Origin of the sequence: Halosaccharopolyspora lacisalsi, from assembly GCF_014137975.1 — a bacterium.
Classification (GTDB): Bacteria; Actinomycetota; Actinomycetes; order Mycobacteriales; family Pseudonocardiaceae; genus Halosaccharopolyspora; species Halosaccharopolyspora lacisalsi.
This window is the reverse complement of the sequence record NZ_JACGWZ010000001.1, coordinates 105697-131308: the sequence shown is the minus strand read 5'-3', so window position 1 is coordinate 131308 and position 25612 is coordinate 105697. Positions and strand designations below refer to the sequence as shown.

The window sequence follows — 25612 nt, the reverse complement described above, 5'->3', positions numbered from 1 at the left end:
CACGTTCCGCCGTCACGAGGAGTGCAACACCGTGTCCGAGGTACGTCTCACCGTCGAACCGCGCACCGAGTTCGGCAAAGGTGCGGCCCGCCGCACCCGCCGTGCGGGCAAGATCCCCGCAGTGCTCTACGGTCACGGCTCCGACCCCAAGCACCTGTCCCTTCCCACCGTCGAGTTCGCCCGCGCCCTCAGGAACAACGGCCGCAACGCGGTGCTGACCCTGGACGTGGCCGGCGGCGAGAGCGAGGTGGCGCTGACCAAGACGGTCACCAGCCACCCGATCAAGAACTACATCGAGCACGTCGACCTGCTGCTGGTCAGGCGCGGCGAGCAGGTCGTCGTGGACGTGCCGCTCGTGCTCACCGGCGAGGCCGCTCCCGGCACCCTGGTCACCCAGGAGCACAACACGCTGTCGCTGGAAGCCGAGGCGATGCACATCCCCGAGCAGATCGAGTACTCGATCGACGGCCTCGAGGGTGGCACCCAGATCCACGCCTCCGACATCACGCTGCCGCGCGGTGCGACCCTGCAGACCGACCCGGAGGCCCTGGTGGCCGCCGTCGGCGGAGCACCGACCGCGGCCGACATGGAGTCGGAGATCGACACCACGGGCGCCGGGGTCGTCGAGGAGGCCTCCGAGGAGCAGACCTCCGGCGAGGCGTCCTGACTCCACGACGCCGAATTCACGACGGTGCGCCACGACGGGTGGCGCACCGTCGGTCTCGTATCGTCGATTCGAGTCACGCAGATTCGAGTCATGCAGGGAGCGTTGCCGCGTGAGCACACCCGAGCCGAACCGGCAGGGACCGGCACTGATCGTCGGTCTCGGCAATCCGGGACCACGCTACGCGGGCAATCGGCACAACATCGGCTTCCTCGTCGCCGACGAGCTCGCCGCCCGCGCGGGGGGCAAGTTCAAGGCCCACAAGACCGGCACCGAGGTCGTCGAGGGACGGCTGGCCGGTGTCCGGGCGGTGCTGGCCAAACCCCGCGCGTTGATGAACCTCTCCGGCGGACCGGTCGCGGGGATCGCGAAGTTCCACAAGGTCACCGCGACCTCGGTGATCGTGATCCACGACGAGCTCGACCTGCCCCACGGCACCGTGCGGCTCAAGCGCGGCGGCGGGGAGAACGGGCACAACGGGCTGCGCTCGATCAGCAAGTCGCTGGGCACGCGGGACTACCTGCGCGTGCGCTTCGGCGTGGACCGCCCGCCCGGCCGGATGGACCCGGCCGACTACGTCCTCAAGGACTTCTCCGCCACCGAGCGCCGCGAACTGGGGTACTTCGTGGACCGCTGCGCCGACGCCGTCGAAGTGCTGGCGGCCGAGGGCCTGGAAGCCGCCCAGAACCGCTTCCACTGAGCGGTTCCCCGGAGCCGGCGATCCTCACCTCAGGCGTGAGCAGGGGACGACGACACCGAACAGCAGTGCCTCCCCCTCGCGGACCTCGGGGGCCGTCACGATGGTCACCTGGTCGGCAGCGGGGACGATGGCTACCGAGTGGCCGTCCTCGTAGTCGCCGACCAGCACGGTTCGCTGCCGATCACGTGCTGCCACCGGTGTTCGGCAGTCGAGACGAGCCTCCCGCACCTCCGCGCTCCACGACGGACCACCACTCCGAACGCTCGGCGCCGCCCACCCGTGGAGCAACTGGACTCCGAGGAAGACGGCGGTCAGGGTCCCGACCAGGGCGGACGCGTTCACGCCGAACCGGGTCGGGCGGGGTCCGCACCGCTGCGCGAACCGATCCAGCAGCACGATCACGGCCGTCCACAGCAGCAGCAGGGGCACGATCGTGTAGCGCGATCCGCCCAGCCAGAACCGCTGGTAGTCGAGGTATCCGCCGGTGCCCCGCACGAACAGCGGCGCGCAGAGGTACGCCACCGAGATGACCAGCGACACCGCGGTGACGAATCGCGTCCTCCGGTCGGCTCTCCACCACGCGGCCACGGTTCCGGCCAGCACCACCAGACCGACGACGGCGACACCGGCGAGTCCGATCCGCACGTAGACCGGTTCCAGCAGCCGATCCCCGGTCAGCGCGCTGAGCACCACCCGCACCGCGTAGATCTGCGGAAGGTCCCACAGCGACGTGGGGCTCGCCCGGTACCCCACCGCTCCGGTGAAATGCACCCACACCTGCACCGCGAGCGCCACGATCATCGCCGCGGGCGCGATCGCGGCGACACGCCGCCGGGATGCGAACCTCATCCCGACGGCGGCCGCGGGCAGGACGATCCCGGCCAGCGGATCGGACAGCGCGGCCAGCACCACCACGAACGCGCCGCCGAGCTGGCCACGAACCGTTCTCGGGGGGACCAGCAGTACCCAGAAAGCCGCGTAGGCGAGGTACCAGTGCAGATTGCACGCGGTGGCGATGACCTCGTAACCCGCCTGCGGCAGCAGCGGCACCAGCGCGGTCAGCAGGCCACGCGCCCACACCGACCGGACGACGCGCCCGCTGGCGAACCACACCAGCACGGAGATCGACGCGACCACGAACGCGGCGCCGGCCGCCAACCACGTCGCCGCCCACGACACCGGCAGCAGCGACGCCGGTTCCGCCACGATGCGGGCGACGACCTGCAGGTAGCCCGCGTGGGGCACGAAGAGGTTGTGCCACCACGAATGACGCATCGCCTGATTGAGGAACACGCCACCGTCTTCGCCCCAGACGACATCGCGGGGCAGGAGTCCCGGGCCTCGGACGATCTGCAACCAGGTCGCCGTCAACGCCCACGCGGTGCACAGGGCGACAACACCGGCCACGTACCCCTTCCGTGACCCGGCGGGAGCCGGCGTGGCACCCGCACCGGTGTGCTCGGCCCTCGTCGACTCGATCACCCGCGCCCCTCGTACGAGTTCCACTTCCTACGCGGCCACAGCAGCACCGTCCGGAGCACGTCCTTGAGAACTCGCGCCGGGGACCGTTCTCGTAGTTCCGCGATCTCGAGCTCGAGAGCCCGCTTCTCCTCCAGCGACCGGTGGACCTGCTCGTCATACCGGGCGTGCGCCTCGTCGAGCTCGTTCCGGAGGCCGTCCAGCTCCGCGTTCTGGGCGGACACCGCCATCGCCAACCGATCCGCGGCATCGGCGTGGGCGACCGCTTCGTACTGCATCTGGAGAACGCGGGTGTACAGGGCGATCCGGTTGTTCTCCATCGCCTCGAGCAGCGTCGAGGTGCTGTACGGGCGCAGTGCCTCCAGCAGAGCCGCCGCGCCGGGAGAGGAGCGGCGTGCCATGACTCCCAGGCCGAACACGGCGGGGACCACGGTCAGCTCCCACGGATCGTCGGCGTGACGGTCCAGTGCGTCCTCGACCGCGGTGAGTGTCCCGTTGCGCTCCCCACCGGCTTCGCGAGCAGCGGTGAACGCACCGCGACCGACGAAACCGGCGGGAGTCGTGTCGTCGTGCCACACGGTGGGGCCGTCCTCACCGGCCGGGTGGGTTTCCTCCGCGGTCAGTCCGCTCGGCTGGTAGTACTGGTCCCGCCGGGAGCACGGCCACAGCAGGTCGTGGAACACCACCACCGCGTCGGGCGCGTGGGTCAGGATCCAGTCGAGCTCCTTGCCGAGGGTCGCGTAGTTGTGGTCGCCGTCGATCACGTAGAGGTCGCCGACGGGGATCTCGTCCAGCACCGCCGGCGAGGTGCCCTCCACCAGGTGCAGCTCCGCGCCGTCCAGGTTCGCGCGCAGCTCGTCCGTCGGCTGCGGCTCCACGCAGTGGACCGCACTCGCTCCGAGCTCGGCGTACATGCCGCTGACCCGGCCGGACTCCACTCCGATCTCGACGACGGTCGAGATCTCGCGCTGAGCGAAGACCTCGGCGAAGACCTCGCGGAACAGCGACAACGAGTGCAGCAGCAGCGGCTGGTCGCGTGCCTTGCGGGCTTGGGCGTGCGGATCCTCGCGCGTTCCGATGCCGTGCGGGTCGTTGAAATAGGGGTTCATCGACGACCCACCAATCGACGGACGAGGAGACGTGCACCGCCCGCGACGACGCCGACGGCGCCCTTCGCGCGGTACTCCTCGTGGATTCGCCCCACGAGACGCGCACTCGTGGGGGCAGCGGGCATGCGCGTGGAGAAATCCGATTGCGGCAACACGGCGAAGGCGAGCGTGATCTGCGCGGAGGCGACCGGCGCTCCGGCGCGCACGGACAACGGCAGCCACAGCGCCGCGTGGGGGGTCGCGAACTGCACCATGTTGCCACCCAGCCAGGTGCACTCGGCGAAGGTCAGCCCGGCGAAGTCCTCGGGCTTCTCCCACCGCAGAACCTTGGGGGCGGGGTCACCGGTGGTGAACACCGTGGCCTCGATCCAGTCGACCCGGACGATCGCCGGCCGTCCCGGGATCGCCAGTGACACGTCGGTCGCGTCCCGCGCGTGAAAGCCCAGCCGCGCGAACGAGAGTCCATTGTGGTTGATCCGCACGCGTTTGCACGGCCCGTCGTGCCACTCGTCGTCCCCGGTTCGGAAACGAAGCCGGGTCTCGGACTGCTCGCCGGAGGGGTCGAACGCGCTCGGGTCGATCAGGCCGTTCGCGCGCGCGTTCGCCGCGGCCGCCAGCCGCGGGTCCGAAGCCGCGATCAGGGCCGGCCAGAACGCGTCCCGCATGTGCAGGTCGTCGAGGTCGTTCGGTGACAGGTACGGAACCGCCGGACGCAGGTCCTCGGGCAGAATGCGCGTCACGACGCTGGACCCGAAGTTGTCGTCGTGCTCCCAGTTCCCGAACACCCCCGCCTCGGCCTCCGTCGGGGAGCGCAAGGCCGAGGTGAGGACGGTGGCCAACGGTGCGCGGGCCGTGTCGGTGAGCGTGGGCCAGTGTCCGTCGGCGTTGGCGACGTAGCGGTTCCACTGCCGCTGGAAGGCGCCGACGCCGTCCTGGACGGCACGGCGTTCGCCGTCCTGCTTGTCCGAGCCCGCGCTCGCTCCCAGCACGGGGGACCCGTCCTCGTTGAAGTCGATCAGCGATCCGCACACGGCGCTCACGGACTGCTCGACGACCTCGGGACTGCGCCGGAGCGCTTCGACGACCTTGTGGGGATTCCCCGCCTGACCGAGGTAGCCCTCGGCACGCAGTCCCTCCTGGTGCAACCTCGTCGAGCGTTCGTCGGTGACCACGTAGAGCCCCGAGACGGCGACATCGACCTGGGCCTTGCGCAGGATCCGGGCGAGTTGCCACTGGATCGTGCCGCCCCAGCCGAGATCGACCAGCGTGAGGTCGGTGCTGTCGAGCGCTCCGCTCTTCCGCAGGGACCTCAGGAGCCGTTCACGCGCGGTGGTGACGGAAGCGGCGAGGCTGTTGGTCAGGTGCGGGGTCTCGGTCATCACGTCGGTGACCCGATCGATGATCTCGCCGTGGTCGAGCAGCGTGTTCAACGCGGTGGACAGCGTGGGGACGTCGCCGGGACGCAGGTTCAGCATCGCCAGCAGCTGGCCGACGGTGAGCCGGTAGCTCTTGCGGATGAACTCGTGAACGGAGTCGCGGTCGTAGGGGTCGACGAGAGCGACCGCCGTCACCTGACGCGACAACCACACGGGCTTGGCCTCGACGTTCCAGCCGCGAGCCGCCGCGGCATCGTTGACCAGCCGCGAGAGCAGCTCCCCCTCGCGCATGGGGCACCAGACGACGGAGTTTCCCGCGTGGTGGGCCCGCGAGGCCACCCACTCGGCGAATCCCGTCAGCACCGGCCCGAGCACGGAAGCGCCGTAGCGCCACGCGGTGTCGAGCGCCCTGTCGGGGTGGTCCGGCGCGAAGCTCAGGGTCTTCGCGCGGAGACTCGTCAGACCGAAGTCACCGTGCTCGGGACTGAGTCGCTCCGCGGAATCGCCGGACAGCTCCGCGGCAAGTCGCTCGCGGTCGAGCACGGGCTCGAAGTCGTCGTCGATCCTCCGGTAGTGCACCGTGCGAACGCCCGACGAAGCCGGAGTCGTGTGATCGGCTTCCTCGTTGTCACCGACGTGCACCACCTGCTCCGGACCGCACTCGAGTTCCCCCAGGACGCTCTGCCACAGGCCGGAGGCCTTGTCCGTCCCGTGGTGCAGCGACCGGAAGACACGGACATCCTCCGGCAGCGCCAGTTCGGGGCGATCGAGCAGGTGGTCGAGTTGGTCACCGGTGAAGTAGGTGTCCGAGACCAGGGCGACCGGAACGTCGTGCTTGGCGGCCGAATCGATCACCTCGGCGACGTCGAGGTCGACCACCGTGAACTCGCGCTCCAGCTCCAGCTCCGCCCGGACCAGCTCCTCGATCGGGGCGTCCCCGAACAGCGACAGCGGCATCTCCTGCCAGATCTCGAACAGCGAGACCTCACTGCCGTGTGACCGGTTCCGGTGGCGCGCCTGTTCCTCGGCGACGACGCGCATCCGGCGAAACGACGTGTCCGTCAACCATTCGGGAGCGCGGCCGTCGCGTCTGAGTCTCGCCCCCAGCAGTTCGAAGAGATCGACGGGCCGTGGAACTCTTCGCCATAAGATCGTGTCGAAGACGTCCAGCGACACGACCGAGCAGGATCCGTCGCTGATCAACCGATGAACGTAGTCGAGCCGACCACGATTATCACGATGCCGAGCACCGGTCGACATGAAAAATCCGCACCTACCTCTGCTATTTCAGTACATACGCGTGCTCACCCCCGGACGAACGCACCCGGGAGAAGACCCCCACGACGTCCGCACTCGCCGCCCGTTGACGCCGAACAGCAGCGAAGATGGCGAGCACGGGACATCGGCACGGACACCGATTTCGGTATATCACCCGATCGTGTCAACTGTCCACGAGGTGTTTTCGCGGTCGTTCGCGCGATACTCGGCAGGACGAGGAAAACCGGCCGCGCCGGCACCGAAAAAGAACTCAACCGTAACGATGAAGCATCGATCAAATTCATCCTAAACGGTTGTTACGTGATGGCGGGCACATTCGGGCAACAAGCCATCCACCCGGATTATTCTCATTTTGCCGCCATATCGTAATCCGAATGCTACGCGGGACTCGGGAAATTTCCGTCGCCCGTGCCACCGAAACCCTCACCCGGTGGTGATCAGCTCGGCCGTGGCGGCGCGGCGGAGCTTGCCGGAGGGGGTCTTGGGCAGCGTGCCGGGACGCAGAACCACCACGGTGGACGGCCGGAGACCGATCACCTCGAAGACGCGGGAGGCCACGCGCTTTCCGAGCGCCTGCTCCGCCTCCTCGTCACCGGCCAGCCGGGACTCGACCACCACGGCGAAACGCTCCCGCCTGCTGCCCGCGTCCAACCGCACCGCCGCGGCGTTGCCCGCCCGCACGCCCTCGACCTCGCAGGCGGTGCGTTCGATGTCGACCGGGTAGACGTTGCGTCCGCCCATGATGATCACGTCCTTGCGGCGCCCGCAGATCACCACCTGCTCGTCGACCAGATAGCCCTCGTCGCCGGTTTCCAGCCAGCCCTGTTCGTCCCGAGCCGACAACGGCCCGTCGACGGTGAGGTAGCCGGGGGTCACCGCCGCTCCCCTGATCCGCAGCCGGCCGACCTCGCGCCGGCCGAGCCGCCGACCGGAGTCGTCGACGACCTCGACCTCCAGGCCCGGCAACGCCGACCCCAGCAGCGCGAAACTCCTGGCCCCGTCCGACTCCTGCCCGGTCGGTTCCTGCCCGATCGGTTCTGCGCGACGCCGTCGCTCCAGTTCATCGGGGTCGACCGTGTCGACCTCCACGCCGCGTCCCGGCGGGGGAAACGAGACCGCCAACGTGGACTCGGCCATGCCGAAGGCACACACCATGCTTCCGGGGGACAGACCGAACCGCGCGCCGGCGTCGACGAACGTCCGCACCGCGGCCGGATCGATCGGTTCCGCTCCGTTGAGGGCGAAGCGCAGCGTGGACAGGTCGAAGGCACCGTCGTCGGCACGAGCCATCCGGCGCCCGACGATGGCGTAGGCGAAGTTCGGTGCGGCGGTGACCGTACCGCCGTACCTGCTGATCAGCTCCGGCCACAGCATCGACCGCTCCAGGAAGTCGGCCGGAGTCACCTTGACCGCCTCCATGCCGAGGAACATGGGCACCGCCAGGCAACCGACCATGCCCATGTCGTGGAACAGCGGCAGCCAGGACACGACCACGTCGTGCTCCGCGTCGAGTCCGGCTCGCTCGACCATCGCGCGCGCATTGGAGTCCAGGTTGCCGTGAGTGATGCGCACGGCCTTGGGTTCGGCCACGGAACCGCTCGTGAGCTGGAGCAGCGCCGTGTCGGTCTCGGCGGTCTCGACCGGTGCCTCCAGGACGGCGACCGAGTCGGCGAGCTCGGAGAGATTCCGGTACTCGATCCCGTGCTCGTCGAGGACGTCGGCCAGTCCGTCGAAGGGCGGACCCAACAGCACCAGGCGGGCGCCGATCATCCGCAGCGTACGCAGCGTGTCCCGCGCCCAGTGCGTCAGATCGGTGCGCTGCGTCGGCTGGTGGAGCATCGTGACGCTGCCGCCGGACAACCACACCGCCTGCACCGCGGGAGCGATCGATCCCGGGTCGGCGGCCAGCACGGCCACCGCGTCCCCCGAACCCACCGCCGGGGTGCCCTCCTGTCGCCGCAGGGCGCCGGCGATGCACCGGGCCTGCTCGTGCACCTCGCTCCAGGTGCGGCGACGGGGCTCGTGCGGCTCACCCGTGGTGAGGCCGCGCGCGCGAGCGCCGACGTCGTGGCGGGCGGAAGCGATCAGCGTGTCCATGAACCGACTCACACACGGCAGCCTACGACGAGTGTGATCCTCGCGACAGACGACGAGATCACCCGATCGCGGACCCCGGCGCGGTGATCATGGAGCGGCCGACGCGGCAGTAACCACATCGGCCGCTGCGGCGGTTACCCGGTTTCGCGCGAAACCGGGCAGAGCCCCGCGGCCCTCGCTTCAGCCGAGCTGACCGGCCAGCTCCAGCCAGCGCGACTCGAGGTCGTCCTTCTCCGCGCGCAGCGACCGCAGATCGGCGTCGAGAGACTGCAACCGCTCCGGCTCCGTGGCCGCGTCGGCCAACTTCTCGTGCAGCGCGTCCTCGCGCTTGCCGAGCTTGTCGAGCTGACGCTCCAACCGGGAGAGCTCCTTCTGCGCGGCCCGGTGCTCGGCTCCCGACATCCCGCCGGACTTCGTCTCCTCCTCGGAGTCCGCGGCCTGCTTGCCGAGCTGTTGCTGCGAGGACCCCAGCAGCGACTCCCGCTTCTGCAGGTACTCGTCGATACCGCCGGGCAGATGGGTGACGTTGCCGTCCCCGAACAGCGCCACGACGCTGTCGCAGACCCGCTCGACCAGGTAGCGGTCGTGGGAGACCACCACGAGGGTCCCGGGCCAACCGTCGAGCAGATCCTCGAGCTGCTGCAAGGTGTCGATGTCGAGATCGTTGGTGGGCTCGTCGAGCACGAGCACGTTGGGTTCGTCCATCAGCAGCCGCGCGAGCTGCAACCGGCGGCGCTCCCCACCGGAGAGATCACCCACCGGCGTCCACTGCCTGCCCTTGCCGAAGCCGAAGCGCTCCGCCAGCTGCGAGGCGGACAACTCGTACTTGCCCAGCGTCACCTGCTTGGCCACGTCCTCGATGGCCTCCAGCACGCGCCAGTTACCGGGCAGTTCGTGCAGTTCCTGGGTCAGGTGCGCCATCCGGACCGTCTTGCCCTCGATGCGCCTGCCGCCGTCCGGTTCGCGCTCCCCCGCCAACAGCCGCAGCAGCGTGGTCTTGCCGGAGCCGTTGACCCCGACGATCCCGATCCGGTCGCCCGGTCCGACGCGCCAGGTCACGTCGTTGAGCAGGGAGCGCCCGTCGATGTTGAGGTCGACGTCCTCCAGCTCGATCACGGTCTTGCCCAGGCGCCGCTTGGCGAAGGACACGAGCTCGACGGTGTCCCGGGGCTCCGGGACGTCGGAGATCAGCTCCTCCGCCGCCTCCACCCGGAACTTCGGCTTCGAGGTGCGGGCCTTGGCCCCGCGCTGCAACCAGGCGAGCTCCTTGCGCGCGAGGTTCTGCCGCTTCTCCTCGGCCTGCCGGGCGAGCCTGGCTCGTTCGGCGCGGGCGTAGATCCAGTCGGCGTAACCGCCCTCGTACTGCTCGACGCGCCCGTCGGTGACCTCCCAGGTGCGGTTGCACACCGTGTCCAGGAACCAGCGGTCGTGGGTGACGATCACCAGCGCGCAACGCCGCGCGAGCAGGTGGTCGGCCAGCCAGCGCACTCCCTCGATGTCGAGGTGGTTGGTGGGCTCGTCGAGCACGAGCACGTCGAGGTCGCGCACCAGCGCCGCGGCCAGGGCCACCCGTCGCCGTTCACCGCCGGAGAACTCGCCGACCGGAGTGTCCAGTCCCAAGCGGGTCATACCGAGGCCGGTCAGCACCGAGCGCACCTTCGCGTCGGCGGCCCACTCGTGCTCGGCGGTGAAGCCCTGCGGGTCGAGCACCGCGTTGCGCACCGTGGCGCCCTCCGGCAGGTCGGTGCGCTGGGTCACGACGGACAACCGCATGTCACGGACGTGGCTGACCCTGCCGCTGTCCGGAGGTTCGGTGCCGGAAAGCACCTCGAGCAGCGTCGTCTTCCCCCCTCCGTTGAGGCCGACGACCCCGATCCTGTCGGTGGCGGTCACACCCAACGACACGTTGTCCAGCAGGGGACGGATGCCGTAGTTCTTGTGCACCGACTCCAGGTTGATCAGGTTCACCATCAGGTGTTCGTCACTTTCGTCATCGCGTCGTAGCAGATCAGCGCACTCGCCGGCTCACGCGTGCACCTGAGGCGGAGTGGGCGGGGTGGGGCGATCGGCGTGATCGTCGCCGACGATCCGTGCACCGGGTACCGGCCCCCTGGCCACCCGGACGGTGCGGCACACGCCCGCGCCCGAGAGCTCGGCGGCCACTCGCACGGCGTCCTCGGAGTCCGAGCACAGGAAGGCGCAGGTCGGTCCCGATCCCGAGACGATTCCGGCCAGCGCGCCCGCGTCCACACCCGCGCGCAGCGTGCGGCGCAGGTGGGGGCGCAACGACACGGCCGCCGCCTGCAGATCGTTGCCGAGCAGGAAGGCGAGTTCCCGGGGATCACCGGAGGTCAGCGCTTCCAGCAGCGGCTCGGCCCCGGAGGCCCGCTGCGAGTGCGTGCCCTCGCGCAGTCGGTCCAGTTCGCCGTAGACGCCGGGGGTGTGCAGGCCGGAACTGTCCAGGGCGATCACCCAGTGGTAGGTGTGCCGGGCGAGCACCGGCACCAGGTGCTCACCGCGTCCCGTGCCCAGCGCCGTGCCCCCCTGGAGGGCGAACGGGACGTCGCTGCCGAGCTCCGCGGCGATGTCGAGCAGTTCGTCCCGCCCCATCTCCAGCCGCCACAGGGCGTTCAGTCCGAACAGGGCACCCGCGGCGTCCGCACTGCCACCTGCCATGCCACCGGCCACGGGAATGCCCTTGTGGATCGACAGCTGGACACCGGGTTCCTCCGGGTCCCTGCCACCACGTTCGGCGAGGGCTCGTACGGCCTTCCAGGCCAGGTTGCCGGAGTCGGTCGGCACCGAATCCGCGCCGTCGCCGCGCACGTCGATGCCCGACTGGTCGGCGGGGCGAACGGTGACTTCATCGACCAGCGACAGCGCCTGGAACACGGTCGCCAGCTCATGATAGCCGTCCGCGCGGGTATCACCGACCGTAAGATGCAGATTCACCTTGGCCGGGACCCGAACGGTGATCGGGGTGGGTACCACGGAGAGCACCTCCCCAGCCTACGTGCCGCACGCCAGCCGATGCCGCCCCAGCAGGTGATTCCCCCGGCGCGGCCCCGGGCGTCCGGCCCGATCGAGCAGCACCGCTCACGCGGCGACGACTCCGTCCACACGAGCCGGAGCCCGGTGCACCTGGGCGTCGTGGTCGATCATCCACTTCAGCGCCGATTCGGAGCGCTCCCCCGACAGACCGATGCTGAACTTCGCCACGGGCGTGTCCCCGAGCCGGGTCATCCCGCCACCGAGGATCGACAGCTCGACGTCGAAACGGCTGGAAGCCTCCGGCAGCAGCGCTCCCACGGCGGCGAACCCAGTCAGCACCACCTCGGCGACCACGTCGTGCCCCCGGCCCGGCTGCGTGGCGGACCGACCCTGATCGGCGGCGGGGAACAGTGCCGAACCGATGCGGCTGCCGGGTTCGGAGACGAGGTCGAGGACCTTGCCCTGCTCGACCACGTTGCCCCGGTCCAGCACCACGACGTCGTCGGCGAGACGGCGCACCACCGCCGTGTCCTCCGTGGCGACCAGAATCGTGACGCCGAGTTCCGAGCGCGCGCGGTCCAGCACCGTCAGCACGGCGTCGGTCGTCGCCGGATCCAGCTCCGCGGTCGGCTCGTCGGCCAGCAGTACCGACGGACGGGTGGCCAGCGCCTGCGCCACGGCGGCACGGCGACGCTGCCCCTCGGAAAGCTGGTCGGGATACACCGGGGCCTTGTCGGTCAGTCCGACGAGATCGAGCAGCTCGGCCACCCGGGCCCGGCGCTGCGAAGCGGAGAGATCGGCGGACTCCAGCGGTAGCGCCACGTTGCCCGCCACGGTGCGCTGGCGCAGCAGGGAATCACCCTGCGGCACGACACCGATCCGGCGGCGGGCGGCGCGCAGGTCCCTGCCGTCCAACCCGCTCAGCTCGGCGCCCTCCATCCGGATCGAACCGCCGTCGGACCTGTCCAGCAGACCGAGGCAGCGGAGCAGCGTGGTCTTGCCCGCTCCGGCCGGGCCGACCACGCCACACACCGCTGCCTGCTGGATCTCCAGGGACACGCCGTCGAGCGCGCGGACGGATCCCTTGTTCTGCTGGAACGACTTGGTCAGGTTCTCGAGTGTGATCACGATCGGCTCCACATCGACTCGCACCGGCACAAGCGTGCCCAGGGCACGCTGCCGGAAGGGGAAAGAAAGGAGAGGGTCCCGGGTCAGGCGCGACGGCGACAGGCGCTCGAAGTACGTCGTACGAGATCGACGACTCGGCGCTGAGTCAGCTCGTAACGCACCGGGGTGCGAGGCGTGTCCGCGCTCGCGATCAGAGTTTCAGGCACCACAACTCCATCGGTCCTGGCGGTAGCACCTGCCCGCGTCGGGTGGTTGCTGCGGCTTCGACGAGCCAGATCTCTCAGCCGCTCGGGATGGATTCCGCGGAACAGTAGATCTCATGCGAAGCCGTGAACGCAAGTTGATCCTCGTCACGAAACGACAAACATCGTGCACGTCACATTCCACGCTCGTGTGAGGACCACCGGTCCTCCGGGCGCTGCCGCACGTCGTGGAGTCACGAGGACCGGCCTCAGCGGTACGCGGCCTCGGCGATCCGCACGAAGTCGTCGATCGAGAGCTGTTCACCGCGCGCGGAGGGCGCTACGCCCGCCTCCAGCAGGAGCTCTTCGGCACGGGCAGCCGAACCGGCCCACCCCGACAACGCCGCGCGCAGGGTTTTGCGCCGCTGGGCGAAGGCCGTGTCCACGACAGCGAAGACCTTCTCGCGGTCCACCGCGGCGGGCGGTTCGGTCCTGGCGAACGACACCAGCCCGGAGTCCACGTTGGGCATCGGCCAGAACACCGAACGCGGTACCGGCCCCTCGCGCCGCACATCCGCGAACCACGCCGTCTTCGCGCTCGGCACACCGTAGGTACGGCTTCCCGGACCGGCCGCCATCCGGTCGGCGACCTCGGACTGCACCATCACCAACCCGTGCCGCAGGGTGGGCAGCTCGGCCAGCAGGTGCAGCACGACCGGAACGGCGACGTTGTAGGGCAGGTTCGCCACGAGCGCGGTCGGCGGGCGTTCGGAGAAGGCCTCGGCCCGCACGCGCAGCGCGTCGGTTTCGAGGACCCGCAGCCGTTCGGAGCGCGTGGGAGCGTACTCGGCCACGGTTCTCGGCAGCCGCCGCGCCAGCACCGAATCCACTTCGACGGCGGTCACCGCCCCGGCGACCTCCAGCAAGCCCAGGGTCAGAGATCCCAGCCCGGGGCCGACCTCGACGACGACATCGTCGGCGCCGACACCGGCCGTGCTCACGATGCGGCGGACGGTGTTCGGGTCGTGGACGAAGTTCTGCCCGAGCTTCTTGGTCGGGCGCATGCCGAGTTCCTCGGCCAGCCCGCGCACCTCGGCCGGGCCGAGTAAACGCGTCGGCTGTTGATCCTGCACCCGAGTGAAGCTAACAGCCCCTACGACGAGAGGCCGAGCTGGGAGGCGCAGGAGGGCCAGGCACCGTAGCCGCCACGGGCGTCGCGGACCTTCGTCGCGACCGCGATCTGCTGCTCGCGGGTGGCCTTGTGCGGATAGGCGGCGTACTGGTCACCGCCGTAGGCCACCCAGGTCGACTTGTCGAACTGGATCCCGCCGTAGTAGCCGTTGCCGGAGTTGGTGTGCCAGTCACCACCGGACTCGCACTGGGCGAGCTTGTCCCAGACCGCGCTGTTCGGCGGCTCCTTGCCACCGACCCGCACGACCTTCGGCTCGGGCTGCTCGACGATCTTCTCGTCGATCTTCTCCCTGCCGGTCTCCTCGCCGTTCTTCGTAGTGACCCGGTAGAAGACGATCTTCTTGCCGGGGCTGCCCTGCTGCTCGACCTTGCGCTCGCCCTTGAGCATCGAGTTGTCGACGATCTCCTCGACCGGCGGGTCGACCGACTGATGGACGTTCTCCGTCGAGGTACCGGTGCGGTTGATCTCGATCGTGGCGCCGTCGGTGATCCGCTCGCCGCCGCCGGGAGTGACCCGGTCCTGCGCACCGAGCTCGACGTGCTGCTGGTTCAGCAGCTCGTCGACGGTCACGGCGGTGGTCTCCAGCTGCTCGGGCTGCTGACCACCGTTGACCAGAGTGATCGACTTCTGGGTCTTGACCTCGAGGTTCATGCCCTGCTCGGGCACCGGCATCGAGCGCTTGGCCGAGACCCAGGCGCCGTCGGTGGAGACACCGAGCTGGCGCAGCGCCTGGCCGACGGTCACCGAGCGCACCCACTCCTCGCGCTGCTGGCCGTCGACCGTCATGGTCAGCAGCCGGCCCCGATCCAGCGAGATGGTCTCGCCCTGCTCGAGCTGGGAGGACGGTGACGGGCTCAGCGCGTCGTGCGAGTCGACCTCGATGCCCTGGTTCTCCAGGACCTCACCGACGGTCGAGGCATAGGTGTTGATCTCGCGCTCTTTGCCGTCGACCTCGACGGTGACGGACTTGTCCATGGCCGCCGCGGCACCACCGGTACCGGTCAGCGTCAGGATCACCGCACCGACGGCTCCCTTGAGGAAGCGGCGCTTCCACGTGCTGATCGCCTCGACCATCTCGGGAGGCGGGGGGGCATGCGGATCGAGCTCGGCGATCGTGTCCGGGATGTCCAGCGGTGGCATCACCGTGGTCTCGGCGTTGATCATCCGGACGAGCTCGTCGAGCTCGACGTCGGCATCGGCGAGCAGGTCGTCGGCGTCCGCACCGAGCACCTCGTAGAGGTCCTGCTGCGTGATGCTCCACGTTTCGCCCAGCGTTCCGGGAGGGAAACTGGGGTGGTCCTGCGCGGGATAACCGCTGCGCCCTCCCTGGTCCGGCCGGTCGAGCAGGCCCACCGCGGTGGAGGCCTCGGGCGGGACGGGAGTGAACCAATCCGTGGAGGTGTCGAAGGAATCTCCCCAGTAGCCCCGAGCAGAGCTACTGGACATGCCGCGTTCGTTCACAGGGTCGCTACCTCTCGAAGGCGGAAGCCGCGCCGGGACGACACCTCGCGCGGGCGACTCGTCGGCCCACCCGGTCCACTCGGGACCGAGTCGCCGAAGATCCCCCGCACCGAAGCGTCGGCCACGTGACCTTCGTGCTTCGTGTTATGTATCCGACTCCCGTAGCCAGCACCGTCCTAACCGCACTCCGAACGGCGAAGGCCGTCCACGAGCCCGATTACCCCGACGTACACCGGCGAAGACTGCGGGCGTGTTCCGAGACCGCACTGTCATCGGTTTACCGGAGCGAGACTTTAGCGTGATCGAACTCCACTGCCAAGCCCCCGAAAGGACGATGTGAGCCGAGTTACTCTGCGTCGCCACCGCGGGGTCGTCGAGGCACTCCACACTCACTCGGAGCTCGTTCGGGACAACCGGAACACGTGCTCGGCGGTACGGTTCGTGGCCGCCGCGAGTTCCTCCGGCGTGACCTCGCGCAACTCGGCGAGATCACGGAGGGTGTAGTTGGCGCAGTAAGCCTCGTTCGGCCGACCGCGGAAGGGATGCGGCGTCAAGAACGGCGCGTCGGTCTCGACGAGCATCTGTTCCGCCGGAACCAGCCGCGCGGCCTCCCGCAGCCCCTTGGCGTTGGCGTTGCGAAACGTCGCGGTCCCGGCGAACGAGAGCACGTATCCCGCCCGGACGCACTCACGCGCGAACTCGGCGTCCCCGGAGAAGCAGTGGAAAACCACTGTGGACGGAGGGCCTTCCTCCTCCAGGATCCGCAGGATGTCGGCGTGCGCGTCGCGGTCGTGGATCATCAGCGGCTTGTCCACGCGCTTGGCGAGGTCGATGTGCCACCGGAACGCCTCCTGCTGGGGGCGTGGCGGCGAGTAGTCCCAGTAGTAGTCCAGGCCCGTCTCCCCCACGGCCACCACGCGCGGATCGGGAGCCAGTCGTTCCAACGTCTCGCGCTCGGAGGCGCCGAAGTCCTTGGCACGGGTGGGATGCAGCGCCACGGCGGCGAACACGCGGTCGTCCCAGGTGGACGCATCGACGACCCACCGGGCCGAGCCGATGTCGTCGGCCACCGTGACCACGCGGTCGACGCCGGCGGACTCGGCGCGGTCCACGATCTCCCGCACGTCCGCGGCGGTGGAGGCACCGCACGCGTCCAGGTGCGTGTGAGCATCCACGATGGGCGTGGGCAGCCGTTCCGGAACCGGGGGCGGCTCACGCCTCTTGTCACTCTTGCTCAAGGTTCCTCCTCCACACCCAGAAGGATTCTCTGAGGGGTCTTCCAGAAAGCGGCGGAGCCGCTTTGCACCCATGTACGCGGGCCGACCCGCCTGGGGTCTCAGGCGTGGGCCTCGCGAGGACAACCCCCGCGAAGACGCTGCGGCGCGCAGCGCCTCCGTGGGGGGCGGTGGCCGGGTTACGGGTGGGCGCAGTACCTACTCGATGTCCCGGATCCCACGGCGGGGCCCCGCCCGAGGTTCCCCACCCGACCCACTACACAGGACATTCCACAAGGAATCCTAATGCCGGATGGGGGCCCAGTCCGGGCCCGTCTCGGCCAACTTGGGATCGAGCTTGGCGAAGATGGGCTTCGGCTTGCTCAGCGGACGCCCGACCTCGATCGGCTTGGACTCCCAGCTCGCCTGCTCCCGGGTGTACTCGCCGGTCAGGATCGGGTACGACCTGTCGGCCACGTCGAGGTCGGAGACCTCGCGCATCTCGGGCTGGGCCGCCCACACCCCCGTACCGCCGAGCAGTTCGTGGACCTGCTGAGCCGCGTGCGGCAGGAACGGCGTCAGCAACGTGTTGGCGTCGGAGACCACCTGGAGAGCGGTGTGCAGGATCGTGTCCCGCCGGTCCGGGTCGTCCTTGCGCTTCCACGGCTCCTGCTCGGACAGGTACTTGTTCGCCGCGCTGACCACCCGCATGGCCTCCTGCGAGGCCGCGCGGAACCGGGAGTGGCGCAGGTGCGTGCCCACGGTGTCGAACGCCGCCCGCGCCGATTTCTTCAGCTCCTCGTCGGCGGCCTCCGGCGCGCGGGGCACGGGCACGGCCCCGACGTTCTTGGCCGCCAACGAGATCGCGCGGTTGACCAGGTTGCCCCACTCGTTGACCAGCTCGAAGTTGATCCGGCGGACGAACTCGTCCCAGGTGAAGTCGACGTCCTGGGTCTCGGGGCCGGCCGCGGAGATGAAGTAGCGCAACATGTCCGGGCCGAACTCGCGCAGGAAGTCGTTCACGTAGATCACGGTTCCCCGCGACGTGGAGAACTTCGACCCGCTCATGGTCAGGAACTCGCTGGAGGCGATCTCCGCGGGCAGGTTGAGCTCACCGTACGGACCCGGCGTCCCACCCAGATCGCCCTGGCCGTTGTGCCCCATCAGCAACGAGGGCCAGATCTGGGCGTGGAAGGTGATGTTGTCCTTGCCCATGAAGTACACCGACTGCGCGGCGGGATCGTTCCACCAGGCCCGCCACGCGTCCGGATCACCACTGCGCCGAGCCCACTCCACGCTGGCCGAGAAGTAGCCGATCACGGCGTCGAACCAGACGTAGAGGCGCTTCATCGACTGCTTGTCCCAGCCCTCCAGCGGGACCGGGACGCCCCAGTCCAGATCGCGGGTGATCGGGCGGGGCCGCATGTCCTCGACGAGGTTGCGGGTGAAGTTGAGCACGTTGGAGCGCCAACCGGTGCGGGTCGACAGCCAGCTGCCCAGCGAGTCGGTGAACGCGGGCAGGTCGAGGAACAGGTGCTCGGTGGAGACGAACTCGGGAATCTCGCCGTTGATCCTGGAGACGGGGTTCTTGAGGTCGGCGGCGTCGAGCTGGTTGCCGCAGGAGTCGCACTGATCGCCGCGTGCCCCGTCGGAACCGCAGATCGGGCAGGTGCCCTCGACGTAGCGGTCCGGCAGCGTGCGTCCGGTGGACGGGCTGACCGCCCCGGTCGTCGTCTTCGGCACGATGTAGCCGTTGCGGTACAGCGTCAGGAAGATCTGCTGCACCACCCCGTAGTGGTTGCCGGTCGTGGTGCGGGTGTAGAGGTCGTAGCTGACGCCGAGCCCGCGCATGTCCTCGGCGATCACCCGGTGGTAGCGGTCCACGAGCTCCCGCGGCGAGACGCCCTCCTTCTCGGCCTGCACCTGGATCGGGGTGCCGTGCTCGTCGCTGCCGGAGACCATGAGCACCTTGTTCCCGACCATTCGGTGATACCGCGAGAACACGTCGGAAGGCACGCCGATGCCGGAAACGTGGCCGATATGGCGTGGCCCGTTGGTGTAAGGCCAGGCCACGGCGGTCAACACGGAGGTACTCATGGTCCATAGCCTACGTATCGAGGGCTTTTGCTCTCGAAGGAGGTTCCACGCGGGCGCGAGTCACGATCGGGATACGACGGCGCCGAGCCGTCCCCGCCGCGCCCCACCATGGCGAACATGGGTGAGCCCTCTCCGCGACGGCACGAGCACCCCCGGTGGTACGTGCCGAGATCGCGAAAGTTCCTCCTGTCGGCGGCCGTCGCGTTCTCGGTGGTCGCGGTGCTCAACGGAGTCCTGTTCCTGGTCGGACTCGGTGCGGAATCCGCCCTCCCCCTCGTTGGCCAGGGTGGCTCGGCGATCGTGTTCGCCGCGATGGCGACCACGCACGGGGCCAGCTACGCGCGAGCGCGCCGCGCCGGGGGAAGCTCCGGTTGACGCCCGCGCCGGATGGTGGCGGTATCACCGCGGACCGGTGCCCGGAGAGAATCGACTCGTCGGACCCACCGGCCCGTCGCGACGTACGGGCACCGGACCGTCGATGGGCCACGGTCGTCGACGATCCTCGGCCTTTCGGTCGATGAGACCGGTCGGAGGGTTCGTCCTTTCTCGGCCGTCCGGCCGGGATCGGCCCACGGCGGTGTCTTCAGTGGCCGAACGCACATAGACTCCACGGCATGCCCACCCCGCCACCGGCTTTACCGGGAGATCTCGCCGAGGCGACTCGCGACGACTCGACGCTGAAGCGGTTCCTGCACGGCCTACCCGGTGTGGACCGGGTGGGCCTCGAACAGCGCGCGGCCGACCTCGCCACCCGCAGCATCAAGAAGGACTCCAAGCTGTGGGCGATCGACACCGCCATCGGCATGATCGACCTCACCACGCTGGAGGGAGCCGACACCGCGGGCAAGATCGGCGCCCTGGCCGCGAAGGCCCGCCGACCCGATCCCGACCGGCCCGACACACCTCCGGTCGCGGCGCTGTGCGTGTACCCGGATCTGGCCGCCACCGCGGCGGAGGCCCTGAACGGGTCCGGCGTCGGAGTCGCCTCCGTGGCCACGGCGTTTCCCGCCGGCCGTTCGTCCTCGCGGGTCAAACTCGCCGAGGTGGAGCTGGCGGTCTCGGCGGGGGCCGACGAGGTGGACGTGGTCATCGACCGCGGCGCGTTCCTGGCCGGACGCTACGGGCAGGTCCACGACGAGATCCGCGAGGTCAAGGCCGCCTGCGGACGGGCCCACCTCAAGGTCATCCTGGAAACCGGCGAGTTGGCCACCTACGACAACGTGCGCCGAGCCTGTTGGCTGGCCCTGCTGGCCGGTGCCGACTTCGTCAAGACCTCGACCGGAAAGGTCTCCCCCGCGGCGACCCTGCCGGTCACGCACCTGATGTTGGGGGCCGTACGGGACTGGCGGGACCGAACCGGCCTGTCCCGCGGGGTCAAACCGGCGGGCGGAATCCGCACCACCAAGGACGCCGTACGCTACCTCGTCGCGGTGCACGAGGTGGCCGGTCGGCAGTGGCTGAGTCCGGAACTGTTCAGGTTCGGCGCCTCGGGCCTGCTGAACGATCTGCTGATGCAGCGACGGACCCAGCTCGACGGCCACTACTCCGGCCCCGACTACGTGGCGGTGGACCAATGACGGAATCGATCACCAGCCCGTGGGACTACGCACCGGCGCCCGAGTCCCGCGACGTCGCCGGCCTGCGGCCGAGCTACCGCATGTTCGTCGACGGCGAGTTCGTCGACGGTTCGGGGCAGTCGCTGACCAGCGTCAACCCGGCCACCGAGGAAACGCTCGCCGAGGTCGCGGGTGCCTCGGCGGCCGATGTGGACCGAGCGGTCACCGCCGCACGCGCCGCGTTCGAGAGCACGTGGGCGACCATGCCGGGCTCGGAGCGGGCGAAGTACCTGTTCCGCATCGCCAGGCTGATCCAGGAGCGCGGCCGGGAGCTCGCGGTGCTGGAGACCCTGGACAACGGCAAGCCCGTCAAGGAGTCCCGCGACACCGACGTTCCCACGGCGGCGGCCCACTTCTTCCACCACGCCGGGTGGGCCGACAAGCTCGACCACGCCGGGTACGGCGCGAACCCGCGCCCGCTCGGGGTCGCCGGGCAGGTGATCCCGTGGAACTTCCCGCTGCTCATGCTGGCATGGAAGATCGCACCGGCACTGGCCTGCGGCAACACCGTGGTACTCAAGCCCGCCGAGACCACACCGCTGACCGCGCTGGTCTTCGCCGAGATCTGCCAGCAGGCGGGACTTCCGGCGGGAGTGGTCAACATCCTGCCGGGTGCCGGCGACATCGGCGCGGAGCTGGTGGCCCATCCCGGGGTCGACAAGGTCGCCTTCACCGGTTCCACCGAAGTCGGCAAGAGCATCCAGCATCGCCTGGCGGGCACCGCCACGAGGCTGACGCTGGAGCTCGGCGGGAAGGCCGCCAACATCGTCTTCGACGACGCCCCCCTCGACCAGGCCGTCGAGGGCGTCGTCAACGGCGGCTTCTTCAACCAGGGCCACGTGTGCTGCGCCGGTTCGCGCCTGCTGGTGCAGGAGTCGATCGCCGAGGAGCTGCTCGACAGGCTCCGCACCCGGGTGAGCGCGCTGCGCGTCGGGGACCCGCTGGACAAGAACACCGACGTGGGGGCGATCAACTCCGCCGAGCAGCTGTCGCGGATCACCGAGCTCGCCGACACCGGCGAGGCCGAGGGGGCACGGCGCTGGACCAGCCCGTGTCCGCTGCCTTCGCAGGGATACTTCTTCGCACCGACGGTGTTCTCCGAGGTCCACCAGTCGATGCGCGTCGCCGGGGAGGAGGTTTTCGGCCCCGTGCTGTCGGTGCTGACCTTCCGCACTCCCGAGGAGGCGGTGACCAAGGCCAACAACACCCCGTACGGGCTGTCGGCCGGGATCTGGACCGAGAAGGGATCACGGATCCTGTGGGCGGCCCAGCGGGTCCGGGCCGGTGTGGTGTGGGCCAACACGTTCAACCGGTTCGACCCGACGGCACCGTTCGGCGGGTACCAGGAGTCCGGCTTCGGTCGCGAGGGCGGACGCGCGGGTCTGGAGGCTTACCTTGACGTCTGACAGCCGAGCCCGAGACGGGGCAGTGCCGGAGCGGATCGCTGTGACCAAGACCTACAAGCTCTACATCGGCGGTGCGTTCCCCCGCTCGGAGTCCGGCCGCGTCCACCCGGTGCACGACGCGCGGGGTCGGTTCCTCGCCAACGCCGCACAAGCCTCGCGCAAGGACCTCCGGGACGCCGTGGCCGCTGCCCGCAAGGCCTTCGACGGATGGTCGGGCGCGACCGCCTACAACCGCGGGCAGGTGTTGTTCCGCGTGGCCGAGATGCTGGAAGGACGCCGCGAGCAGTTCATCGCCGAGACGGCGGCGGTCGAGGACCTGTCCGTCGAGGGGGCGACCGCGGCCGTGGACACCGCGATCGATCGAATGGTCTGGTACGCGGGCTGGACGGACAAGATCACCACGGTGCTCGGCACCACGAACCCGGTGGCCGGGCCGTACTTCTCGTTCAGCGTGCCGGAACCGACCGGAGTGGTCGGGGCACTGGCCCCACGGCAGTCCTCGCTGCTCGGCCTGCTCAGCGTCGTCGCACCGGTGATCGCCGCAGGCAACACCTGTGTCGTGGTGGCAGGTGATCGTGCACTGCCCGCCATCACCCTGTCCGAGGTGCTGGCCACCTCCGACCTGCCCGGTGGGGTGATCAACCTGCTCACCGGCCACGTCGCGGAGCTGGCTCCGTGGCTGGCCACCCACGCCGACGTCAACGCTCTGGACTTGACGGGTGCGCCGGAGACGCTCCGGCCGGAGCTGGAACGTTCGGCCTCCGAAACCGTCAAGCGCGTCCTGCCCGTGGGCAGGGGCGAACCGGACTGGACACGCGAACCGAGCCTGAAACGCCTGCGCACCTTCACCGAGACGAAAACCGTCTGGCACCCGGTGGGTACCTGAGCCGACCCGTGGGGACCTGACCGGTATTGACCGGCCCTGAACTTTGCACTACAAAGTAGCTATGCACTTTGCAGTGCAAAGTCATAGCCGGAGGGTCGAACCATGAACGAGGACAGGCCGGACACCACCGGCGAAACCCCCTCACCCGCCGAGATGCTGGCCGTGGCCGAGCACCAGCAGGAGCGAACCCGCAACGGGCTCGACATCAGGCCCGGTCTCCTGTTCGGGGCCTGGGGCACGGCCTGGCTGCTCGGTTTCGGAGAGCTGTTCCTCACCATCGGACCGGCTGGGGCGGTGGTGATCCCGCTCTGGGGTGCGCTCGCCCTGTTCTTCGCCTGCCTGGCGGGCGCCGGGACGATCACCGCCGTGACCCTGATCCGGGTGTCCCAGGGACTGCGCGGACCGTCGCAACGGGCCGGAGCGATGTACGGATGGTCGTGGACCATCGCGTTCGGCTGCCTCGCCGTGCTGATCACCGCGGTCGGAAGGCTCGGAATCGACTTCGAGGTCTACGCACTGCTGTGGTCGGCGGGATCCGGACTGCTGGTCGGGCTGCTGTTCCTCGGCGGCGGCGCGCTGAGCAACGACTGGTGGCAGTACTGCGTCGGCCTGTGGATCCTGCTGATCAACGCGGTCGGCGCGTTCGCGGGCATCCCGGGCCACTACCTGGTCATGTCGCTGGCCGGAGGCGGCGGTTTCCTCCTCGTGGCGCTCGTGCTCGCACTCCGGAACGCGAAGCGGGAACGTCGATGAACACGTCGAGCGGGGAACTCGACCCCGTCATCCACGCCCAGTCCCGGCTCCGGGTCATGACCACCCTCGCCACCCTGCCGGCCGAGGACCGGATGTCGTTCGCACGACTTCAGGAGCTGCTCGACATGACGCCGGGCAACCTCATCACGCATCTGCGCAAACTCGACGAGGCCGGCTACACCCGCAGCGAGAAGTCCCGCTCAGGACGGCCCACCACGACCTACGTCGGGTTGACCAGGCTCGGCCGCGCCGCCTTCGAGAACTACGTGGCACAGCTGCGATCCCTGATCGGACCGGCGACGGAGGGAAACTCCCGATGACGACCCACCACGCCCGAGCACTCTCCGCCACCCGCGATTTCGACGGCGTCCGCGCGCTGGACGCCGTGGACCTCGACGTCGGTGCGGGACAACTCGTGGGACTGCTGGGCCCCAACGGGGCGGGAAAAACCACGCTGCTGAATCTGCTCACCGGCCTGCGCAGACCCACATCGGGCCGGGTGGAACTTTTCGGCGGCGACCCACGCGAAGCCGGCAACCGGAGGCGGCTCGGTGTCACACCACAGCAGACCGGAGTGCCCGAGACACTGCGAGTGGGCGAGATCGTCGATTTCGTCGGCAGGCACTACGCGAACCCGGCCCCCGTCGGCGACGTCCTGGAGCGGTTCGGGCTGGAGGGGCTCGAACGTCGCCAGTCCGGAGGGCTCTCCGGTGGTCAACAGCGTCGCCTGGCCGTAGCGCTCACCTTCGTCGGGCGACCGGACCTGGTCGTACTCGACGAACCCACCGCGGGCCTCGACGTCGAGGCCCGCCACGTCCTGTGGGAAGCGCTGCGCGAGTACCACCGCGAGGGCGGCACGATGCTGTTGACCAGCCACTACATGGAAGAGGTCGAGGCGCTCGCGCAACGCGTGGTCGTCATCGGCGGCGGCCGTGTGCTGGCCGACGGCGACCCCGACGACATCAGGGCCCGAGTCGGCACGCACACGGTCGGCTTCCGCGCCGAAACCCCGCCGCCGGACCTGCCGGGGATCACCCGGCGGGAGCACGACGGGAACCGGGTCCGGCTGTTGACCGGCGACTCCGACCGGCTGGTCCGCGACCTGGTCGCCTCCGGCACCGAATTCCACGACCTCGAAGTGACCACCGCATCGCTCGAAGAGGCTTTCATGAGCCTGACCAGCGGTGACGAGCCGACCCGGAGGGAATCGTGAGCATCCTCCTGCTGCACGCGCGGTACCAGTTCCTGGAAACGATCCGCGTCCCGATCGCCATCCTCGGAACGCTGCTCTTCCCGCCCCTGTTCATGCTGCTGTTCGTGGTCTCGAACCCGGCGGTCGGCAACCACCCGACCGCCGCGACGTTCGCGGCCGGTCAGATGGCGTTCTTCGCGATCGTGTCGGCCTACATGTTCAACCTCGGGGCGGGAGTGGCCGAGGACCGGGCGCGCCCGTGGCAGAGCTACGTGCGCACCCTCCCGGCCGGACCCGTCAACGAGCTCGGTGGCCGCCTGCTCAACGCGGTGGCACTGGCACTGCTCTCGCTGATCCCGGTGACCCTGGTGGCCGCGCTGTTGACCGAGGCCCACGCCTCCGTCGGCCAACTCGCCGGTGCACTGGTGGCACTCGTGCTGGGCGGACTACCGTTGCTGCTGCTCGGGCTGGCCGTCGGCTACGCGCTACCGCTGAAGGCGGCGGTCCCGGTCGTCCAGCTCCTGCTGTTCCCGATGGCCTTCGCGGGTGGGCTCTTCCTGCCGCCTCGCATGTTCCCCGCGTGGCTCGACGCGCTCTCCCAGGCGTTACCGACACGAGCGGGGCGCGATCTCGTGGTCGGCACGCTCACCGGCGCTCCCACGGCAGCGACGTCGGTACTCGTCGTGCTCGGGTGGACGCTGGTCTGCGCGGGTGCGGCCGTGTTCGCCTACCGGCGCGACGAGGGCCGCCGCTTCCGATGACTTCCGGTGTTCGCGGTCCGGGAGACCCGA

At 69.4% G+C, this 25612-nt stretch carries 21 protein-coding genes and 1 riboswitch; of the genes, 10 read left to right on the top strand and 11 right to left on the bottom strand.

Going from position 1 to position 25612, the window contains the following annotated elements; all coding sequences use genetic code 11:
• The first annotated feature begins 31 nt into the window (after positions 1-31).
• On the top strand, positions 32-667 hold the full coding sequence (locus tag FHX42_RS00645; RefSeq protein ID WP_182542144.1) for a 50S ribosomal protein L25/general stress protein Ctc: 636 nt from the start codon (positions 32-34) through the stop codon (positions 665-667).
• Positions 668-776: 109 nt separating this feature from the next.
• A complete protein-coding gene (gene pth / locus FHX42_RS00640; protein WP_182542143.1) occupies positions 777-1364 on the top strand; it encodes an aminoacyl-tRNA hydrolase in 588 nt (195 codons plus the stop codon).
• 24 nt (positions 1365-1388) lie between these two features.
• On the opposite strand, the gene FHX42_RS00635 is transcribed toward pth, so the two are convergent.
• The 11 genes from FHX42_RS00635 to metG all read right to left on the bottom strand — a co-directional run bounded on the left by FHX42_RS00635 (position 1389) and on the right by metG (position 18968).
• Positions 1389-2846, bottom strand: coding sequence for a glucosyltransferase (locus FHX42_RS00635; RefSeq protein WP_328795817.1), 1458 nt, complete (start codon positions 2844-2846; stop codon positions 1389-1391).
• Positions 2843-3952, bottom strand: a complete 1110-nt coding sequence (locus FHX42_RS00630) for a class I SAM-dependent methyltransferase (protein ID WP_182542142.1) — start codon at positions 3950-3952, stop codon at positions 2843-2845. The genes FHX42_RS00635 and FHX42_RS00630 overlap by 4 nt, the downstream gene beginning before the upstream one ends.
• Positions 3949-6531, bottom strand: coding sequence for an HAD family hydrolase (locus tag FHX42_RS00625; RefSeq protein WP_328795816.1), 2583 nt, complete (start codon positions 6529-6531; stop codon positions 3949-3951). The genes FHX42_RS00630 and FHX42_RS00625 overlap by 4 nt, the downstream gene beginning before the upstream one ends.
• Before the next feature lie 498 nt (positions 6532-7029).
• Positions 7030-8715 carry a fatty acyl-AMP ligase gene (locus FHX42_RS00620; protein WP_182542140.1) on the bottom strand — a complete coding sequence of 562 codons (1686 nt, stop codon included), beginning with the start codon at positions 8713-8715 and terminating at the stop codon, positions 7030-7032.
• Between the two features lie 168 nt (positions 8716-8883).
• On the bottom strand, positions 8884-10674 hold the full coding sequence (locus tag FHX42_RS00615; protein ID WP_182542139.1) for an ABC-F family ATP-binding cassette domain-containing protein: 1791 nt from the start codon (positions 10672-10674) through the stop codon (positions 8884-8886).
• Positions 10675-10728: 54 nt separating this feature from the next.
• A complete protein-coding gene (locus tag FHX42_RS00610; protein ID WP_182543409.1) occupies positions 10729-11694 on the bottom strand; it encodes a 4-(cytidine 5'-diphospho)-2-C-methyl-D-erythritol kinase in 966 nt (321 codons plus the stop codon).
• A gap of 105 nt (positions 11695-11799) precedes the next feature.
• On the bottom strand, positions 11800-12822 hold the full coding sequence (locus tag FHX42_RS00605) for a methionine ABC transporter ATP-binding protein (RefSeq protein ID WP_182542138.1): 1023 nt from the start codon (positions 12820-12822) through the stop codon (positions 11800-11802).
• Between the two features lie 210 nt (positions 12823-13032).
• Positions 13033-13122: riboswitch (SAM riboswitch) on the bottom strand.
• A gap of 151 nt (positions 13123-13273) precedes the next feature.
• On the bottom strand, positions 13274-14068 hold the full coding sequence (gene rsmA, locus FHX42_RS00600; protein ID WP_220479640.1) for a 16S rRNA (adenine(1518)-N(6)/adenine(1519)-N(6))-dimethyltransferase RsmA: 795 nt from the start codon (positions 14066-14068) through the stop codon (positions 13274-13276).
• A gap of 89 nt (positions 14069-14157) precedes the next feature.
• Complete coding sequence (locus FHX42_RS00595; RefSeq protein WP_182542136.1) at positions 14158-15642, bottom strand: resuscitation-promoting factor; 1485 nt, start codon at positions 15640-15642, stop codon at positions 14158-14160.
• Positions 15643-16046: 404 nt separating this feature from the next.
• Complete coding sequence (locus FHX42_RS00590; RefSeq protein ID WP_235986868.1) at positions 16047-16895, bottom strand: TatD family hydrolase; 849 nt, start codon at positions 16893-16895, stop codon at positions 16047-16049.
• A gap of 279 nt (positions 16896-17174) precedes the next feature.
• Positions 17175-18968, bottom strand: a complete 1794-nt coding sequence (gene metG, locus FHX42_RS00585; protein ID WP_182542134.1) for a methionine--tRNA ligase — start codon at positions 18966-18968, stop codon at positions 17175-17177.
• Between the two features lie 117 nt (positions 18969-19085).
• On the opposite strand from metG, the gene FHX42_RS00580 reads away from it, so the two are divergent.
• The 8 genes from FHX42_RS00580 (at position 19086) to FHX42_RS00545 (ending at position 25582) form a co-directional block, all read left to right on the top strand.
• On the top strand, positions 19086-19343 hold the full coding sequence (locus FHX42_RS00580) for a hypothetical protein (protein WP_182542133.1): 258 nt from the start codon (positions 19086-19088) through the stop codon (positions 19341-19343).
• A 239-nt stretch (positions 19344-19582) separates the two neighbouring features.
• A complete protein-coding gene (gene deoC, locus FHX42_RS00575) occupies positions 19583-20545 on the top strand; it encodes a deoxyribose-phosphate aldolase (RefSeq protein ID WP_182542132.1) in 963 nt (320 codons plus the stop codon).
• The gene (locus FHX42_RS00570; protein ID WP_182542131.1) at positions 20542-21990 is read left to right on the top strand and encodes an aldehyde dehydrogenase family protein; all 1449 of its coding nucleotides are present in this window, start codon (positions 20542-20544) and stop codon (positions 21988-21990) included. The genes deoC and FHX42_RS00570 overlap by 4 nt, the downstream gene beginning before the upstream one ends.
• A gap of 22 nt (positions 21991-22012) precedes the next feature.
• Positions 22013-22876, top strand: a complete 864-nt coding sequence (locus FHX42_RS00565) for an aldehyde dehydrogenase family protein (protein ID WP_182543408.1) — start codon at positions 22013-22015, stop codon at positions 22874-22876.
• Positions 22877-22978: 102 nt separating this feature from the next.
• On the top strand, positions 22979-23629 hold the full coding sequence (locus FHX42_RS00560; protein ID WP_182542130.1) for a hypothetical protein: 651 nt from the start codon (positions 22979-22981) through the stop codon (positions 23627-23629).
• Entirely contained in the window at positions 23626-23949 is a 324-nt protein-coding gene (locus FHX42_RS00555) for a transcriptional regulator (RefSeq protein WP_182542129.1), read from the top strand. The genes FHX42_RS00560 and FHX42_RS00555 overlap by 4 nt, the downstream gene beginning before the upstream one ends.
• Positions 23946-24842, top strand: coding sequence for an ABC transporter ATP-binding protein (locus FHX42_RS00550; RefSeq protein WP_182542128.1), 897 nt, complete (start codon positions 23946-23948; stop codon positions 24840-24842). Before FHX42_RS00555 ends, FHX42_RS00550 begins: the two co-directional genes overlap by 4 nt.
• A complete protein-coding gene (locus FHX42_RS00545) occupies positions 24839-25582 on the top strand; it encodes an ABC transporter permease (protein ID WP_182542127.1) in 744 nt (247 codons plus the stop codon). Before FHX42_RS00550 ends, FHX42_RS00545 begins: the two co-directional genes overlap by 4 nt.
• Positions 25583-25612: the final 30 nt, after the last annotated feature.